At 63.9% G+C, this 14,630-nt stretch carries 13 protein-coding genes; 4 read left to right on the top strand and 9 right to left on the bottom strand.

Translation table 11 applies throughout. The features are described from left to right. Positions 1-13: 13 nt before the first annotated feature. The 5 genes from fdhD to KEC16_RS00380 all read right to left on the bottom strand — a co-directional run bounded on the left by fdhD (position 14) and on the right by KEC16_RS00380 (position 6,759). A complete protein-coding gene (gene fdhD / locus KEC16_RS00400; RefSeq protein ID WP_211545684.1) occupies positions 14-850 on the bottom strand; it encodes a formate dehydrogenase accessory sulfurtransferase FdhD in 837 nt (278 codons plus the stop codon). 9 nt (positions 851-859) lie between these two features. Further along, entirely contained in the window at positions 860-3,646 is a 2,787-nt protein-coding gene (gene fdhF / locus KEC16_RS00395; protein WP_211545683.1) for a formate dehydrogenase subunit alpha, read from the bottom strand. Continuing rightward, positions 3,643-5,196, bottom strand: coding sequence for a formate dehydrogenase beta subunit (locus tag KEC16_RS00390; RefSeq protein ID WP_211545682.1), 1,554 nt, complete (start codon positions 5,194-5,196; stop codon positions 3,643-3,645). The genes fdhF and KEC16_RS00390 overlap by 4 nt, the downstream gene beginning before the upstream one ends. Then, the gene (locus tag KEC16_RS00385; RefSeq protein ID WP_211545681.1) at positions 5,193-5,648 is read right to left on the bottom strand and encodes a formate dehydrogenase subunit gamma; all 456 of its coding nucleotides are present in this window, start codon (positions 5,646-5,648) and stop codon (positions 5,193-5,195) included. The genes KEC16_RS00390 and KEC16_RS00385 overlap by 4 nt, the downstream gene beginning before the upstream one ends. 136 nt (positions 5,649-5,784) lie before the next feature. After that, entirely contained in the window at positions 5,785-6,759 is a 975-nt protein-coding gene (locus KEC16_RS00380) for a LysR substrate-binding domain-containing protein (RefSeq protein ID WP_211545680.1), read from the bottom strand. A 99-nt stretch (positions 6,760-6,858) separates the two neighbouring features. On the opposite strand from KEC16_RS00380, the gene KEC16_RS00375 reads away from it, so the two are divergent. The 3 genes from KEC16_RS00375 (at position 6,859) to KEC16_RS00365 (ending at position 10,290) form a co-directional block, all read left to right on the top strand. Continuing rightward, complete coding sequence (locus KEC16_RS00375; protein WP_211545679.1) at positions 6,859-9,366, top strand: ATP-binding protein; 2,508 nt, start codon at positions 6,859-6,861, stop codon at positions 9,364-9,366. Positions 9,367-9,376: 10 nt separating this feature from the next. Continuing rightward, positions 9,377-10,045, top strand: a complete 669-nt coding sequence (locus KEC16_RS00370; protein WP_211545678.1) for a response regulator transcription factor — start codon at positions 9,377-9,379, stop codon at positions 10,043-10,045. A 74-nt stretch (positions 10,046-10,119) separates the two neighbouring features. Further along, entirely contained in the window at positions 10,120-10,290 is a 171-nt protein-coding gene (locus KEC16_RS00365) for a lipoprotein (RefSeq protein ID WP_211545677.1), read from the top strand. Here KEC16_RS00365 and KEC16_RS00360 read toward each other — a convergent pair. Both KEC16_RS00360 and KEC16_RS00355 read right to left on the bottom strand, forming a co-directional pair. Beyond that, positions 10,277-11,593 carry a sensor histidine kinase gene (locus KEC16_RS00360; protein WP_211545676.1) on the bottom strand — a complete coding sequence of 439 codons (1,317 nt, stop codon included), beginning with the start codon at positions 11,591-11,593 and terminating at the stop codon, positions 10,277-10,279. The two genes, KEC16_RS00365 and KEC16_RS00360, sit on opposite strands and share 14 nt — an antisense overlap. Before the next feature lie 16 nt (positions 11,594-11,609). Beyond that, entirely contained in the window at positions 11,610-12,293 is a 684-nt protein-coding gene (locus KEC16_RS00355) for a response regulator transcription factor (protein ID WP_211545675.1), read from the bottom strand. Between the two features lie 108 nt (positions 12,294-12,401). On the opposite strand from KEC16_RS00355, the gene KEC16_RS00350 reads away from it, so the two are divergent. Then, positions 12,402-13,301, top strand: a complete 900-nt coding sequence (locus tag KEC16_RS00350) for a sulfite exporter TauE/SafE family protein (protein ID WP_211545674.1) — start codon at positions 12,402-12,404, stop codon at positions 13,299-13,301. Here the strand turns inward: KEC16_RS00350 and KEC16_RS00345 are convergent. Both KEC16_RS00345 and KEC16_RS00340 read right to left on the bottom strand, forming a co-directional pair. Then, complete coding sequence (locus tag KEC16_RS00345) at positions 13,298-13,831, bottom strand: SOS response-associated peptidase (RefSeq protein WP_211545673.1); 534 nt, start codon at positions 13,829-13,831, stop codon at positions 13,298-13,300. The two genes, KEC16_RS00350 and KEC16_RS00345, sit on opposite strands and share 4 nt — an antisense overlap. After that, positions 13,810-14,565, bottom strand: coding sequence for a TlyA family RNA methyltransferase (locus KEC16_RS00340; RefSeq protein ID WP_211545672.1), 756 nt, complete (start codon positions 14,563-14,565; stop codon positions 13,810-13,812). Before KEC16_RS00340 ends, KEC16_RS00345 begins: the two co-directional genes overlap by 22 nt. Positions 14,566-14,630: the final 65 nt, after the last annotated feature.

Raw genomic sequence — 14,630 nt, 5'->3', positions numbered from 1 at the left:
GTCTTTAGCTCATTTATCGATCCAACAACACCACAGCCTTGCCCCTTGCCGAAACCGCCAGGGACATCCCCGCCTGCCGAGCCATGGATAACGCCATGGTGGTCGGAGCGGACACCGACGCCAGCAGGCCAATACCCACCGCCGTCGCTTTTTGCACCAGTTCGAAACCGCAGCGGCTGGACAGCACGGCGAAACCGTCGGCGCTTTCCAGCCCGGCGCGGCTCATGGCGCCGATCAACTTGTCCAAGGCCGAATGCCGGCCGACATCCTCGCGGGCCAGCACGATATTGCCTTGGCGATCACACCAGGCGGCGCCATGGACAGAATAATTCCTCGCCCGCATGGGCTGATGCTCGCGCAATTCCTCGAGGCCACGAGCGATGGCCGCCGCCGTCACCGTCGGGGCGGTGACCGGGCTCAACGGTTGACGCAAAGCCTCCAGGCTTTCGATGCCGCACAGACCGCAGCCCGATCGTCCTTCGATGGCGCGGCGCCGCCCCATCAGGGCGGCGGCGCGCATTGAGGGGATCATCATCTGCACCGACAGCCCGGCTTCCAGCCGCTGAACCTTGATCTCCCGCATCTCCGCCGCATTGGCGATGATGCGTTCGGACAGCGAAAAACCCAGGCCGAAATCGTCCAGATCGGCCGGGCTGGCCAGCATGACGGCGAAAGAGCGGCGGTTATAGACCAGGGCCACCGGCTCTTCCTCGGGCAATTGCCATTCAACCGGCTCGGTCACCGCCAAGGTGCGATAGCTGGTGCCGCGCGCCGCCACCGAACAATCCCGCGGGCCGGCTTCCGCCGCCGGGGCGTCGTCGGGATCGGGGATCGTGGGGGGGCGGGTCATGGCCATTTCCTATTCGGCCACAAGAGTAAGCAGATGGTTGGCGACACTGACCTGAACGGCGGTGACCTTGTATTCCGGGCAATTGGTCGCCCAATCCGACTGATCGGTGGTCACCACGTTGGCCCCGGTCACCGGATGGTGGAAGGTGGTGTAGACCACCCCCTGCGGCACCCTTTCGGTGATATCGGCGCGCAACGACGTCGCCCCCATGCGGCTGGCCAGGGACACCATGTCGCCAGCGGCGATGCCGCGCTGTTCGGCGTCAAAGGGATGGATTTCCAGCACATCCTCGGGGTGCCAGGCGACGTTGTCGGTGCGCCGGGTTTGGGCGCCGACATTGTATTGCGACAAGATGCGCCCGGTGGTCAGGATCAGCGGGAAGAAGCGCGAGGTCTGTTCCTCGGTCGGCACGAACTCGGTCAGGACGAAATTGCCCTTGCCGCGGACGAAACCATCCACATGCATGATCGGGGTACCGTCGGGGGCGGCGTCGGTCACCGGCCATTGCAGGCTGCCGACGCGGTCCAGCCGTTCGAAGCTGACGCCCTTGAAGCTGGGGGTGACGCGGGCGATTTCCGCCATGATGTCGGCGCCGGATTGCCAATGCATGGGATAGCCCATGGCGGTGGCGATGGCGGCGACCACCTGCCATTCATGCAAGCCGCTGCGCGGCGCCATGGCCGGACGCACCCGGTTGATGCGCCGCTCGGCATTGGTGAAGGTGCCGTCCTTTTCCAGGAACGAGGTGCCGGGCAAGAAGACATGGGCGTAAGCCGAAGTCTCGTTCAGGAACAGATCTTGGACCACCAGGAACTCCAGCGCCTCAAGCGCCGCCGTCACATGGTTGGTGTTGGGATCGGATTGAGCGATGTCCTCGCCGTGGACGAACATGCCCTTGAAATGGCCATGCAGGGATTGGTCGAACATATTGGGGATGCGCAGGCCCGGCTCTGAATCCAGTTCGCGCCCCCACACCACTTCGAACAAAGCCCGCACCGAATCGTCCTTGACCTCGCGGTAGCCGGAAAATTCATGCGGGAACGAGCCCATATCGCACGAGCCCTGAACGTTGTTTTGCCCACGCAAAGGATTAACGCCGACGCCGATACGGCCGACATTGCCGGTGGCCATGGCCAGATTGGCGATGCCCATGACGGTGGTCGAGCCTTGGCTGTGCTCGGTCACCCCCAGGCCGTAATAAATGGCGGCGTTGCCGCCGGTGGCGTACAGCCGGGCGACGGCGCGCACTTCCGCCGCCGCCACCCCGGTGATGCTTTCCAGGGCTTCCGGCGAATGACGGTCCTCGGCGACGAAATCGGCCCATTGCTGGAAATTGATGAGATCGCAGCGTTCGGCGACGAAATCAGTCTTCACCAGCCCTTCGGTGACGATGACATGGGCCAGGGCGTTGACCATGGCGACATTGGTGCCGGGCTGCAATTGCAGGTAATGATCGGCGGCGACATGGGGGCTTTTGACCAGCTCGATGGCGCGCGGATCGATCACGATCAGCTTGGCCCCCTGGCGCACCCGGCGCTTAAGCCGCGAGGCGAAGACCGGATGGCCGGCGGTGGGGTTGGCGCCCATGACCACGATAACATCGCAATGATCGACGCTTTTGAAATCCTGGGTCCCGGCCGAGGTGCCATAGGTCTGCTTGAGACCATAGCCGGTGGGCGAATGGCAAACACGGGCGCAGGTATCGACGTTGTTGTTGCCGAAACCGGCGCGGATCATCTTTTGCACCGCGTAGATTTCTTCGTTGGTGCACCGTGACGAGGTGATGCCGCCAATGGAGCGCGGACCATGACGGTCTTGCACTTCACGGAACTTGGCCGCCGTATAGGCGATGGCCTCGTCCCATTCCACAACCTTCCACGGATCGGTGATGCTGGCCCGGATCATCGGCTTCAACTGCCGGTCCTTGTGGCTGGCATAGCCCCAGGCGAACCGCCCCTTGACGCAGGAATGTCCCTGGTTGGCGCCGCCATCCTTCGACGGCACCATGCGCACCACGGTATCGCCCTGCATCTCGGCGCGGAACGAGCAGCCGACGCCGCAATAGGCGCAGGTGGTTTCCACCGCGTGTTCGGGCTGGCCCAAACGCAGGACCGACTTTTCAATCAAGGTGGCGGTCGGGCAGGCCTGGACGCAGGCGCCGCACGACACGCATTCCGAGCCCATGAAATCCAGGGCCGGGCCGGGCTTGACCCGCGACTCAAAGCCTCGGCCGGCGATGGTCAGGGCGAAAGTGCCTTGAATTTCCGAACAGGCGCGGACACAGCGCGAGCAAACGATGCATTTGCTCGGGTCATAGGAGAAATAGGGATTGCTGGTATCCTTGGCCTCGGCCAAATGGTTGGCGCCGTCGAAACCATAGCGCACCTGGCGCAGACCGACGGTGCCGGCCATATCTTGCAATTCGCAATCGCCATTGGCGGCGCAGGTCAGACAATCCAGCGGATGGTCCGAGATGTACAGCTCCATCACCCCCTTGCGCAGGGCCGACAGGCGCGGGTTGTTGGTGCACACGTTCATGCCGTCGGCCACGGGGGTGGTGCACGAAGCCGGCGTGCCCTTGCGCCCGGTGATTTCCACCAGACACAGCCGGCACGACCCGAACGGTTCGACCGAATCGGTGGCGCACAACTTGGGGATCATGATCCCAGCCTCGGCGGCGGCGCGCATGACCGAGGTGCCTTCCGGCACCGCGACCTGATGACCGTCGATGGTGACGTTGACCATCTGGGCGTTATCGCTTTTCGGCGTGCCGAAATCCTTGCAAGACAAGCTCATGCCAAGCCCTCCGGAATTGGGGCGAAATCTTCGGGGAAATGACGAATGGCGCTGCGCACCGGCAACGGCGTCAGACCGCCCATGGCGCACATGGAGCCATCGGCCATCACCGTGCACAAATCTTGCAGCAAGGCCAGATTGTCGGCGACGTCCTGGCCGGCGACGATTTTTTCCAGCACTTCGCGGCCGCGCACCGCGCCGATGCGGCACGGCGTGCATTTGCCGCACGATTCGACGACGCAGAAATCCATGGCGAAATGGGCCATGCGGTCCATGCGCACGCTGTCATCGAACACGACGATGCCGCCATGGCCAAGCATGGCCCCGGCTTCGGCCATGGATTCGTAATCGGCGGCCATGCCCAATTGGCTTGCCGGAATATAAGCCCCCAGCGGCCCCCCCACCTGGATGGCCCGCAGCGGCCGGCCCGAGGCGGTGCCGCCGCCGAAGCGATAAATCAGATCGTGCAAGCTGACGCCAAAGGCCAGTTCGACCAAACCGCCGCGCTGAATATTGCCGGCCAATTGAAATGGCTGCGTGCCGTGCGAACGGCCGGCGCCGAAATCGCGGTAGTAATCGGCCCCTTTGGCCAGCACCACCGGCACCGACGTCAAGGTCAGCACATTGTTGATGACGGTCGGCTGTCCGAACAGCCCGTGCAGCGCCGGCACCGGCGGCTTGGCGCGGACGATGCCGCGCTTGCCTTCCAGGCTTTCCAGCATGGCGGTTTCCTCGCCACACACGTAAGAGCCGGCCCCCAGCCGCACTTCCAAATGGAAATCGTGACCCGAGCCATGGATGTTTTCGCCCAGCCAATCTTGTTCATAGGCGCGGCGAATGGCCTCACGCAAGGTGGCGGCGGCATGGGGATATTCAGAGCGCAGGTAGATATAGCCCTGCCGGGCCCCCACCGCCATGGCGGCGATGGTCATGCCCTCGATCAGCAAGAAGGGATCGCCCTCGATGATCATGCGGTCGGCAAAGGTGCCGCTATCGCCTTCGTCGGCGTTGCAGCAAATGAACTTTTCCTGCGCGCTGGCGTTCAGCACCGTGTTCCACTTGATGCCGGTGGGGAAGCCGGCGCCGCCGCGACCGCGCAGACCCGATTGGGTCACTTCGGCAACGATCTCGGCCGGGCTCAGGGTCAAGGCCCGTTCCAGCCCGACAAAGCCGCCATGGGCGCGGTAATCTTCCACCGACACCGGATCGGTAACGCCGCAGCGAGCGAAAGTCAGCCGTTGCTGATGCTTCAAGAAGGCCATTTCCTCGGTCAGGCCATGGCCCAACGGATGGGGCTGTCCATCGAGAAAACCGGCATCGAACAATTCGGCCACCGCGTCGGCCGTCACCGGACCAAAGGCGACGCGGCCCTGTTCGGTGACCACCTCGACCAGCGGTTCCAACCACAGCATGCCGCGCGAACCGTTGCGGATGATCGTGACCGGCCGATGCCGGGCCAAGGCTTCGGCGGCGATGGCGGCGGCGACATCGTCGGCGCCGACCGACAAGGCGGCGGCATCGCAGGGGACATAGACGGTGATCGGCTTCATGCCAGGGCTCCATCGATACGGGCCGGGCTCAGACGCCCGAGCAGACGCTCATCGACCTGTGCCGACGGCCCCAGGGCGCAATTGCCCAGGCAATACACCGCTTCCAAGGTGAACGAGCCATCGGCGGCGGTTTCGCCCAGACCGATGCCCAGCTTGGTTTTCAGGTAATCGACCAGCGCGGCCGAGCCGCGCGCCTGACAGGCCTCGGCGACGCAGATCTTGACCACATGGCGGCCGGGCCGGGTGTGGCGGAATTCGTGGTAAAAGCTGATGACGCCATGGACATCGGCTTGGGACAGGTTCAGCGCTTCGGCCAGCAGCGGAATCGCCGCCGCGTCGACATAGCCGAATTCCTCTTGCACGGCGTGCAGGATCGGCAACAAGGCCCCGCGCAAACCACGATGGTTGTCGATAATGGCGCGGGCACGATCCGCATTCCAGGCGGCTGTCATCAGTTGGGGTGCTCCCTGTCGCTGTTTTTGTTTCCGGAGCGGCTTTAAGCCATCGCCGAACTATCCTTGGCGATACCCTGAAACAAATCGGACGCGGGTTTCAAATACAAAATCCCCATGCTGCGATAGCAAATAGCTATTGATCCCCGCCCATGCGGGTGGCTCGTGTGGCCGTCCAAAGGATGCCATTCCGGGCCAAAGCCTCCTTGACAATGAGAGGTATCCTAGATGCCAGTTTCTCCAAGGACGCAACTGCAGCAAGGGCTTTGGCCGCTGGAACCACCGGCGAACGATCGGCGTAGACGATACCGACGACATAGGTCACATCTGGTGTTACCAAGGGAAAAGCTATCAAGTCCTCTGGCAGCGGCAACAGCGCCAGCAACTGGCCCGGAACGATGCTGGACCATGGCCCATGACGAACCGCAGTGAAGATATTGATCAACGAATTGGTTTCCACCGCCGGACTGACCTTGTGTCCGGCCATCAAAAAAGCGGCATCGGCGATGCGGCGGTTCTGCATGTCCGGGGTCAACAGACACAGCGGCAGATGGGCGGCCTCGGCCCAGGTGATGTCGCCGCGCTCGTGCTGTGCCGCTTGTTTTTGCGTCAACAGGAAATAGCGCTCGGAATAGAGCGGCTGCATGCGCACGCCGGTCAGCGGCTCGTTGTCCAGATAGGTGATGCCGGCATCCAGCTCGAAATTATCCAACCCGCGCTGGATTTGCCGCGACGACAGCGAGACGATGGAAATGCGGATTCCGGGGTGACGGGCGGCAAAGGGGGTGACCAGATGGGCGACCATGGGCAAGGCGGTGGGGATAACCCCCAACCGTAATTGGCCCGACAGGTCCTGACCGGGGGCGCCGAGATCCTGCACCAGCGAGTCGAAATCGCCGCAAATGCGCCGGGCGTATTCCAACACCTTTTCCCCTTCGGGGGTGAGCTTGACGAAGCGATGGCCGCGCTCGACGATGGGGACGCGCAAATCCTCCTCCAACTGGCGGATGGCATTGGACAGCGTCGGCTGCGCCACGCTGCACAACGCCGCCGCTCGACCGAAATGCCGTTCGCGCGCCAAGGCCAACAGATACTGAAACTTGCGAAGCATGGGGAAATACCTTCCAACGAAGGGGAATTGTCGCCGCCCCCCAGCTTCAACGCAAGCGCCGCCGCTTGACGACGCCGCCGGATTGGACAAGGGTGCGCCATGATCAGCGATCCGCACATGATGGCGAAAATCTCGTGGACCGGCGAATTCGCCGATCCCCGGCAGGAACATTCATTTACCCAGGGCTCGACCCAACGCGCCATGGAAGCCGCACGCCTGTGCGTGGTCGCCACCACCTTGACCAGTCTCAGCTTCGCACCGCTGGATCTGATGACGCTGCCCGCCGACATGCTGCCGTTTTTCCTTGGCGACCGTCTGCTGATCGCCGTGCTTTGCCTCATCGCCATGACCGCCATCATCCGCGCCCCCAGCTATGGCCGCGTCGTCGCCCTGACCCATCTTCAGCAATACGTCTTCTTCGCCCTTAACGCGCTGATCTTCAATCATCCGGTTCTGCTGCGCCATGGCGGCGCCCTGCTGCCGCTGATCGCCATTGCCCTGTTCATCTTTCTGCCGGGCGGCTTTCGCGCCACGGCGGCGCTGACCGCCTTCGCCCCCGGCATCAGCCTGCTGTTCTGGGGGGTCTTGCGGCCCGAGCCGGAAGCTTCGCTTGATTTGGCCATCATCTTCCTGCTGACCCTGGTCGCTTATGTGGTCGGCGGCATCGCCCGCACCCAGTTCGGTCGCATGCGGCGCGAGGAACACCTGCATATCGAGCGCGAACGCCACACCAACCAGACCCTGCTGGAGGCGAAAGAGGCGGCCGAGGCCGGCGCCCGGACCAAGGCCGACTTCCTGGCGGTGATGAGCCATGAAATCCGCACGCCGATGAACGGGGTGTTGGGAATGGTGCGGCTGGTGCTGGAAAGCCCGCTGCCGGAAACCGAACGCAGCCGCCTGCAAACCGCCTGTCAATCGGCCGAAGGGTTGCAGGTGATCTTGGATGACATCTTGGATTTCTCCAAACTCGAGGCCGGACGTCTTGAGTTCGAGGATGCGCCGTTCCACCTGCGCTCGACCCTGGAAGGGGTCATCGCCCTGATGGAATTGCGCGCCAAGGACAAGGGCTTGGCCCTGACCCTGAACATGGCGCCAGGCTTGCCCGACTGGATTGCCGGCGACAGCGGACGCTTGCGGCAAATTCTGTTCAACCTGATCGGCAATGCCGTCAAATTCACCCAGACCGGCAGCGTCACTATCCGGGCCGACCGTCTGGATGACGGCGGTGACCATATTCGCGTCGAATTCTCGGTCACCGATACCGGTCCCGGCATCGACACCCCGCAGCGCGCCCGCCTGTTCCTGCCTTTCAGCCAGGCCGACGCCTCCATCAGTCGGCAATTCGGCGGCACCGGCCTGGGACTGATCATCTGTAAAAGACTGGTCGAGGGCCTGGGCGGCGACATCGACGTCGACAGCACCTTGGGACGAGGCAGCCGCTTTCATTTCCGCCTGGGCTTCGCCGCCGCCCAACAGCCGGCCGACGAATTAGGCCCGACGCCGCAATCGTCCTTGCCGCCGCTTTCCGTGCTGCTGGCCGAGGATCATCCGGTCAACCAACTGGTCGCCCAAGGATTGCTGGAAAGCGCCGGCCACCGCGTCACCTTGGCCGTCAACGGCGCCCAAGCGGTGGAACTGGCCCGCGGGGGCGGCTTTGATCTGATCTTGATGGACATGCAGATGCCGGAAGTGGACGGCCTGGAAGCGACCCGGCGAATCCGAGCCCTGCCCGCCCCGGCCGGAAGGGTGCCGATCATCGCCCTGACCGCCAATGTCATGCCCGGCGATGCCGCCCGCTGTCGCGCCGCCGGCATGAATGGCCATCTGGCCAAACCGGTGGAACGCCGGACCTTGGATGCCGCCATGGCCCAAGTGATCGGCGGCCCCACCATCAGCGTCGATGCGTTGATGGTGGGCGAAGACAGCAACGGCCTGCGCCGGCGGCTGACCACCATGGGCCACCGGGTGTTTCCGGTGGCCGATACCGTTATCGCCGCCAACCTGCTGCGCGCCCGCCCCTTCGATCTGATCATCGCCCTGACGACACAGGCGCGCGCGGATTGCATCATCCGCCTGCGCCAAACCATCCCCCAGCCTCCAGCGATCCTGGCCTATGCCCCCGATGAAAGCGAACAGCCCTGCGGCGCCGATGCGGTTTTGGCCGCCGACAGCCCGGTTTCCGCCTGGGGTCTCGCCATCGCCGATCTTTGCCCGCGCGGCCAAGACCACGATGATGCCGATGCCGATGCCGATGCCGGCGACGCCGTCGCCGCCTTGGCGACCCTGTTGGGCCGCGACCAGATGATCCGGGTTCACACCTTGCTGGCCGCCAGCTTGGATGAACACGCCGCCATTCTTGCCGCCGACACCATCGCCGCCAAGGATCTGGCCGCCATCGCTCACCGGATCAAGGGCAGCGCCGCCACCTTGGGATTGACCGCCCTGGCCATGGCGGCGGAACGGGCCATGGCGGTGGCGGAACAAGACGATACCATCGGCTTATCCCGCGACGCGGCATTGCATGACTTGCGAGTCGCGGTCAGTCAGGCCATTGTCGATAACAAGGCCCGGCTACGCACCCTGGCCGCTTCCGAGGCTAAAGTCTGAATTCATGTCCATGACAGCCAATACCGTTCTTGTCGTCGAAGATGCCCCCGAAACCCTGGAACTGGTCGCCGGATACCTGGAGGAACAGGGGCTGACCTGCCTGCGTGCCGCCAGCGGCGCCGAAATGCAGGCCATTTTGCGCAAGACGCAACCCGCACTGATCCTGCTGGATATCAACCTGCCCGATGCCGACGGCATCACCTTGGCACGCCAGCTCCAGCTTGGCGACCGCTCGGGGCTGATCTTTCTGACCAGCCGCGACACCGACGAGGACGAGATCAACGGCTTAGAGGCCGGCGGTGACGATTACATCATCAAACCGGTCAATTTGCGCGCCCTGTTGGCCCGTATCCGCAATGTCATGCGGCGCAGCGGCGAATCGGTGATCACCTTCGACGGCTGGATTCTCGACCTCATCCGGCGCGAATTGTTCCGCCCCAACGGCCAGTTGCTGGAACTGACCTCGGGTGAGTTCAATATCTTGGCCGCCTTGGCTTCGCAGCGGCCGCAACCGCTCAGCCGTGATTTCCTGCTTGACGTCATCAGCAATCGCGACCCCCGTTCGGTCAGCGATCATACCGTCGACACCTTGGTTGCCCGCCTGCGCCGCAAGATGCGCCATGGCGACATCGAGGCCCCCATCGTCACCGTCCGCGGCATGGGTTACGCCTTGGCCTGACGTTTGCCCCCTTCCCCCCGCTGTTGCGGCAAGCTACCATGCGGGCCATTGCATCGGGACCTTCGGAGACGAAAATGAAGATCATTCTTGCGGCAACCGCCCTTCTTATGCTGGCCGCCTGCTCCGCCCCCTACGAGACCGCGCTGGAAAGCCGGATTACCTCCCGCCCGCAAGCGCCGGTGACCAAGGCCGACGCCGCCGCCCTGGCTCCCTATGAAAGCGCGAGCTATTTCAAGACGAAGTAAGCGGCGGGAACGTCAGCGAAATCAGTAATCCCGGGCCGCCGTCCTGTGAGGCGCCGTCTTGCAACGACAGGACGGCGCCGTGGGTTTGCACCACCGCCGCCACCAGCGACAAGCCCAACCCGGCGCCGGGCAGATGACGGGCCGGGTCCAGGCGAACGAAATGTTCCAGCACCTTGCCGCGTTGGTCGGCGGCGATGCCGGGACCGCTATCCCGCACCGAAACGCAGATTCCTTGCGGGGTTAAATGGGCCGACAGGCGGACAAAACCGCCAGCCGGCGTGTATTTGATCGCGTTGTCCAACAGATTGTTCAACGCCTGCGACACCAGATGCGGGTCTCCGGCGATGAGCAAACCGGGATCGACCTCGATGCGCAGATCCAAGCCACTTTCTTCGGCCAATGGCTGGTACAAATCGCCCAGGCTTTCCACCGCTTCGGTCACATCCACCGCCCGCCGATCCAGATTGGCGACGCCGCCTTCGATGCGGGCGATGGTCAGCAAGGCGTTGAAGGTGGCGACGATGGAATCGGCTTGGTCCATGGCGGCGGCCAAGGCCTGCTGATACTCGGCCGGGCTGCGCTCGGTCATCAACGCCACTTCCAGCCGTCCCCGCAACCGATTAAGCGGCGAACGCAGGTCATGGGCGATGTTGTGGGTAATGCCGCGCACCGTCCCCACCAACCCCTGGATACGGTCCAACATGGCGTTGAGATTATCGGCCAGCTGATCGTATTCGTCATCCCCGCCATCGCGCGGCACCCGCCGCGACAAATCGCCGGCCAAAATGGTCGCGGCGGTGCGGTTGACCCGATCCAGCCGGTGCAGGGCGCGTCGAGCGATCAACACCCCCGCCGCCACCCCGGCCAACAACATGATCGCCGAGGTTGCCAGCGCCACCTCGCCTTCAAGCGCGGTCAGGAAAACCCGTTCCGGCATGGGGGTGGCGATCAGCAGGAAACCGCCATCGGCCATGCCGATGACGGCGGCCCGCACTGGCCCCAGCTCCGCCGCGACGGTGACATTGCCGGCAAGCCTGGGCAGGGAATCCGGCCATTGCCCCAGATTGCCGGCCACCAGCCGGCCATCCCCGGCGGTCAAGGCGATCCAGCGCAGATGAACCGGAGTCCGCGCCGCCAGGGCGGTCACCGCCGCCGCCATGTCGGGCTGACTGCGAATATTGCCGGCCATGTCGCGGGCGATGCGGTCAAAACGGTGATCCATCTGGACCTCCACCGCCGCCCCCAAGGCGAGAACGGCAACGGGACCGGCGGCGGCGAAAACCAGCGCGGCGAAAACGACCATGCGAAAGGTCGAGGATTTAAGCAGTCTGATCCAGCGCACCGATGCAATACCCGATGCCCCGCACGGTATGAATGAGCGGCGGCGAGAAATCCTTGTCGATCTTATGCCGCAACCGGCTCAGTTGCACATCGATCACTTTGGTTTGCGGGTCGAAACGGTAATGCCAGACGCCTTCCAGCAGCATGGCGCGGGTGATGACCTGACCGGGGCGGCGCATCATGAATTCCAACAGACGAAACTCGCGCGGCTGCAAGGCGATGTCTTGGCCGCCGCGCTGGACGACGCGGGCGATCAGATCCATATGCAGGTCGCCCACCCGCAAAAAGGTCGCCGCCGCGCCATCGCGGCGACGGGTGACGGCATCAAGACGGGCCAGCAATTCGGCCAAGGCGCAAGGCTTGGGAAGATAATCGTCGCCGCCAGCCCGCAATCCCTCGATCCGTTGATCCACGTCGCCCAAGGCCGACAACAGCACCACCGGAATCCGATCGCCGCGTTCGCGCAGCCGCCGCAAAAAATCCAGCCCGTCGCCATCGGGCAGCATGCGGTCAAGCACCATGGCGTCGAAATCATGCGCATCGACAGCCTGTTCAGCCGCGACCTGCCCCGTGGCCACCATCACCCGATGGCCACTTTCCCGTAAGCCCTGAGCGGTCATTTCCGCCGTCTCGGCGTCGTCTTCGATCAACAGCACATGCATGTTTCCATCATGTCCCTTGGCCAAGATGGCGTACAGTATCCGATTGTTAACTACCGTGGGCTTGGCCTTCGGTCTTATATAAGAATTCCATCATCTCCGAGGCCTGCCTTGCCCGTTTATCTGCCCATCGCCGGCCTGTCCGTCGATTTATTTGCCCTGCTGGCGCTTGGCGGCGGTGTCGGTTTTCTGTCCGGCCTGTTCGGCGTCGGTGGCGGCTTTTTGCTGACGCCGTTGCTGATGTTTCTGGGGATTTCGCCAGCGGTGGCGGTGGCCACCGGGGCCAATCAGGTGGTCGGGGCCAGCGTATCCGGCCTGATCGCCCATTGGCGCCGACGCAATGTCGATATCCGCATGGGGGCGGTGCTGACCGTGGGCGGCTTTGTCGGCTCGGCCCTGGGCGTCGCCCTGTTCGGCTGGCTTAAGGGATTGGGGCAGATCGATCTGGTGATTTCACTGTGTTACGTGATCTTTCTCGGCTTCATCGGCACCACCATGGGCATCGAATCGATCAACGCCATCCGCCAGTCCGGCGACGGCGGATCGCCGCGCAAGCGCCATCGCCACCCCTGGCATGCGCTGCCGTTCAAGATGCGTTTTCCCCGTTCCGGCTTGTATATCAGCGCCCTGATGCCGCTGAGCGTCGGCATCTTCGGCGGCGTGCTGGCGGCGCTGATGGGCGTCGGCGGCGGCTTCGTCATGGTGCCGTTGATGATCTATGTGCTGGAAATGCCCACCGCCGTGGTGGTCGGCACCTCTTTGTTCCAAATCATCTTCGTCACCGCCAATGTCACCTTGCTGCAAGCCATGACCACCCAGACGGTGGATGTGGTGCTGATGCTGACCTTGTTGCTTGGCGGCGTCATTGGCGCCCAATTCGGCGCCCGCGTCGGCGGCAGGTTGCGCGGCGAACATCTCCGGCTGGCCCTGGCCCTGATCGTGCTGGCGGTATGCTTGCGGCTGGGCTGGGATCTGGCCAACCCGCCCTCTGACATTTTCAGCCTGGGCTAATCGAACAAACTGCCCTGGCGCGACGGCGGCTGATCGACGGCAACGACGATCTTGCGATCCATCGCCGGCGCCGCGCCGCCATCCAGCCAATCGGCCCCCGCCAGCACGGGCATGCGATGATGCACCGCCCGCACCTCGGCGGTGGCGGCAGCGGTCAGGATGACGAAAGCATCGTCGTCGCGTAAAGCGGCAAAGGCCATCATGCCCCCCGTATCCGCGGCAAGGCGCATCTTCACCTTGTCGGCGTTCCATTCCCACCAGGCGCTGGCCGGAATGAGCACGCGATTGGCCAACAGGCGACGAAAGGTCGGTTTTTGCTCGATACTTTCCACCCTGGCATTGATCAACGGCCGGTTATCCCACTCGACGCGCAACCCCCAGCGCAGCAAGGCCGGTCCATCGACACCGATGGCCAGGGCCAGATCGGTGGGGCGAAATTCAGTCGCATTGGGCCAGGGCGGCGGCACGGTCAGGCCGAAGCGGGCGGCGATGTCGCCGGCTGGGGCCTTCAGCTCGAAGCGGGAACACATTTGCGCCCCACCATCAGAAACTCTTTATTGCCCTCTGGTCCCTTGATCGGGCTTTCGCACAAGCCGATCAGTTCCCAGCCCGGATTGGTCGGCAGCCATGTGGTGATACGCTCGCACACCTCGGCGTGCAATTCCGGCTCGCGCACCACCCCACCCTTGCCGACCCGGCCCTTGCCGACCTCGAATTGCGGTTTGATCAAGGCCGCGACCATGGCCCCGTCGCCAGCCAGCGCCAAAGCGGCGGGCAACACGGTTTCCAACCCGATGAAGCTGGCGTCGCACACCACCATGTCCACCGTCTCGGGGATCTGCTGGTGAGTCAGATAGCGGGCGTTGGTGCGTTCCAGCACCACCACGCGGGAATCACTGCGCAGCTTCCAGGCCAATTGGCCATGGCCGACATCGACGGCATAGACCTTGGCCGCCCCCCGCGTCAGCAGCACGTCGGTGAAGCCGCCGGTAGAGGCGCCGACATCAACGGCGATTTTGCCGGTGGGATCAAGGGCGAAGCGATCCAGCGCCTCCACCAGTTTCAGCCCGCCGCGTGAGACCCAGGGATGATCCTGGCCCTTAAGCTCGATGGCGGCATCTTCGGCCACGGCGGTTCCGGCCTTGTCGATTTTTTTACCGCCGACGATGACCAGCCCCGCCATGACCAGGGCCTGCGCCCGCGCCCGACTTTCCGCCAAGCCGCGGTCCACCAGCAACTGGTCAATACGCATACGTCCCGCCATCGGATCGGTTCCATCAGAAAAGCCAAAACCGCGCCGCCGCCAAAGCACACCCCTGCCGACAGCGC

Source organism: Magnetospirillum sulfuroxidans (genome assembly GCF_018224925.1).
Taxonomy (GTDB): Bacteria; Pseudomonadota; Alphaproteobacteria; order Rhodospirillales; family Magnetospirillaceae; genus Magnetospirillum; species Magnetospirillum sulfuroxidans.
Note: the sequence above shows the minus strand (reverse complement) of the source record. Positions and strands in the feature narration are given on the sequence as shown.

Coding starts and splice junctions, on each gene's coding strand:
- KEC16_RS00380 (WP_211545680.1), bottom strand. CDS start 6,759: ATGCTTCGCAAGTTTCAGTATCTGTTGGCCTTGGCGCGCGAACGGCAT.
- KEC16_RS00385 (WP_211545681.1), bottom strand. CDS start 5,648: ATGACAGCCGCCTGGAATGCGGATCGTGCCCGCGCCATTATCGACAAC.
- KEC16_RS00345 (WP_211545673.1), bottom strand. CDS start 13,831: ATGTGTTCCCGCTTCGAGCTGAAGGCCCCAGCCGGCGACATCGCCGCC.
- KEC16_RS00360 (WP_211545676.1), bottom strand. CDS start 11,593: ATGGTCGTTTTCGCCGCGCTGGTTTTCGCCGCCGCCGGTCCCGTTGCC.
- KEC16_RS00375 (WP_211545679.1), top strand. CDS start 6,859: ATGATCAGCGATCCGCACATGATGGCGAAAATCTCGTGGACCGGCGAA.
- KEC16_RS00365 (WP_211545677.1), top strand. CDS start 10,120: ATGAAGATCATTCTTGCGGCAACCGCCCTTCTTATGCTGGCCGCCTGC.
- fdhF (WP_211545683.1), bottom strand. CDS start 3,646: ATGAGCTTGTCTTGCAAGGATTTCGGCACGCCGAAAAGCGATAACGCC.
- KEC16_RS00390 (WP_211545682.1), bottom strand. CDS start 5,196: ATGAAGCCGATCACCGTCTATGTCCCCTGCGATGCCGCCGCCTTGTCG.
- KEC16_RS00370 (WP_211545678.1), top strand. CDS start 9,377: ATGACAGCCAATACCGTTCTTGTCGTCGAAGATGCCCCCGAAACCCTG.
- KEC16_RS00355 (WP_211545675.1), bottom strand. CDS start 12,293: ATGCATGTGCTGTTGATCGAAGACGACGCCGAGACGGCGGAAATGACC.
- fdhD (WP_211545684.1), bottom strand. CDS start 850: ATGACCCGCCCCCCCACGATCCCCGATCCCGACGACGCCCCGGCGGCG.
- KEC16_RS00340 (WP_211545672.1), bottom strand. CDS start 14,565: ATGGCGGGACGTATGCGTATTGACCAGTTGCTGGTGGACCGCGGCTTG.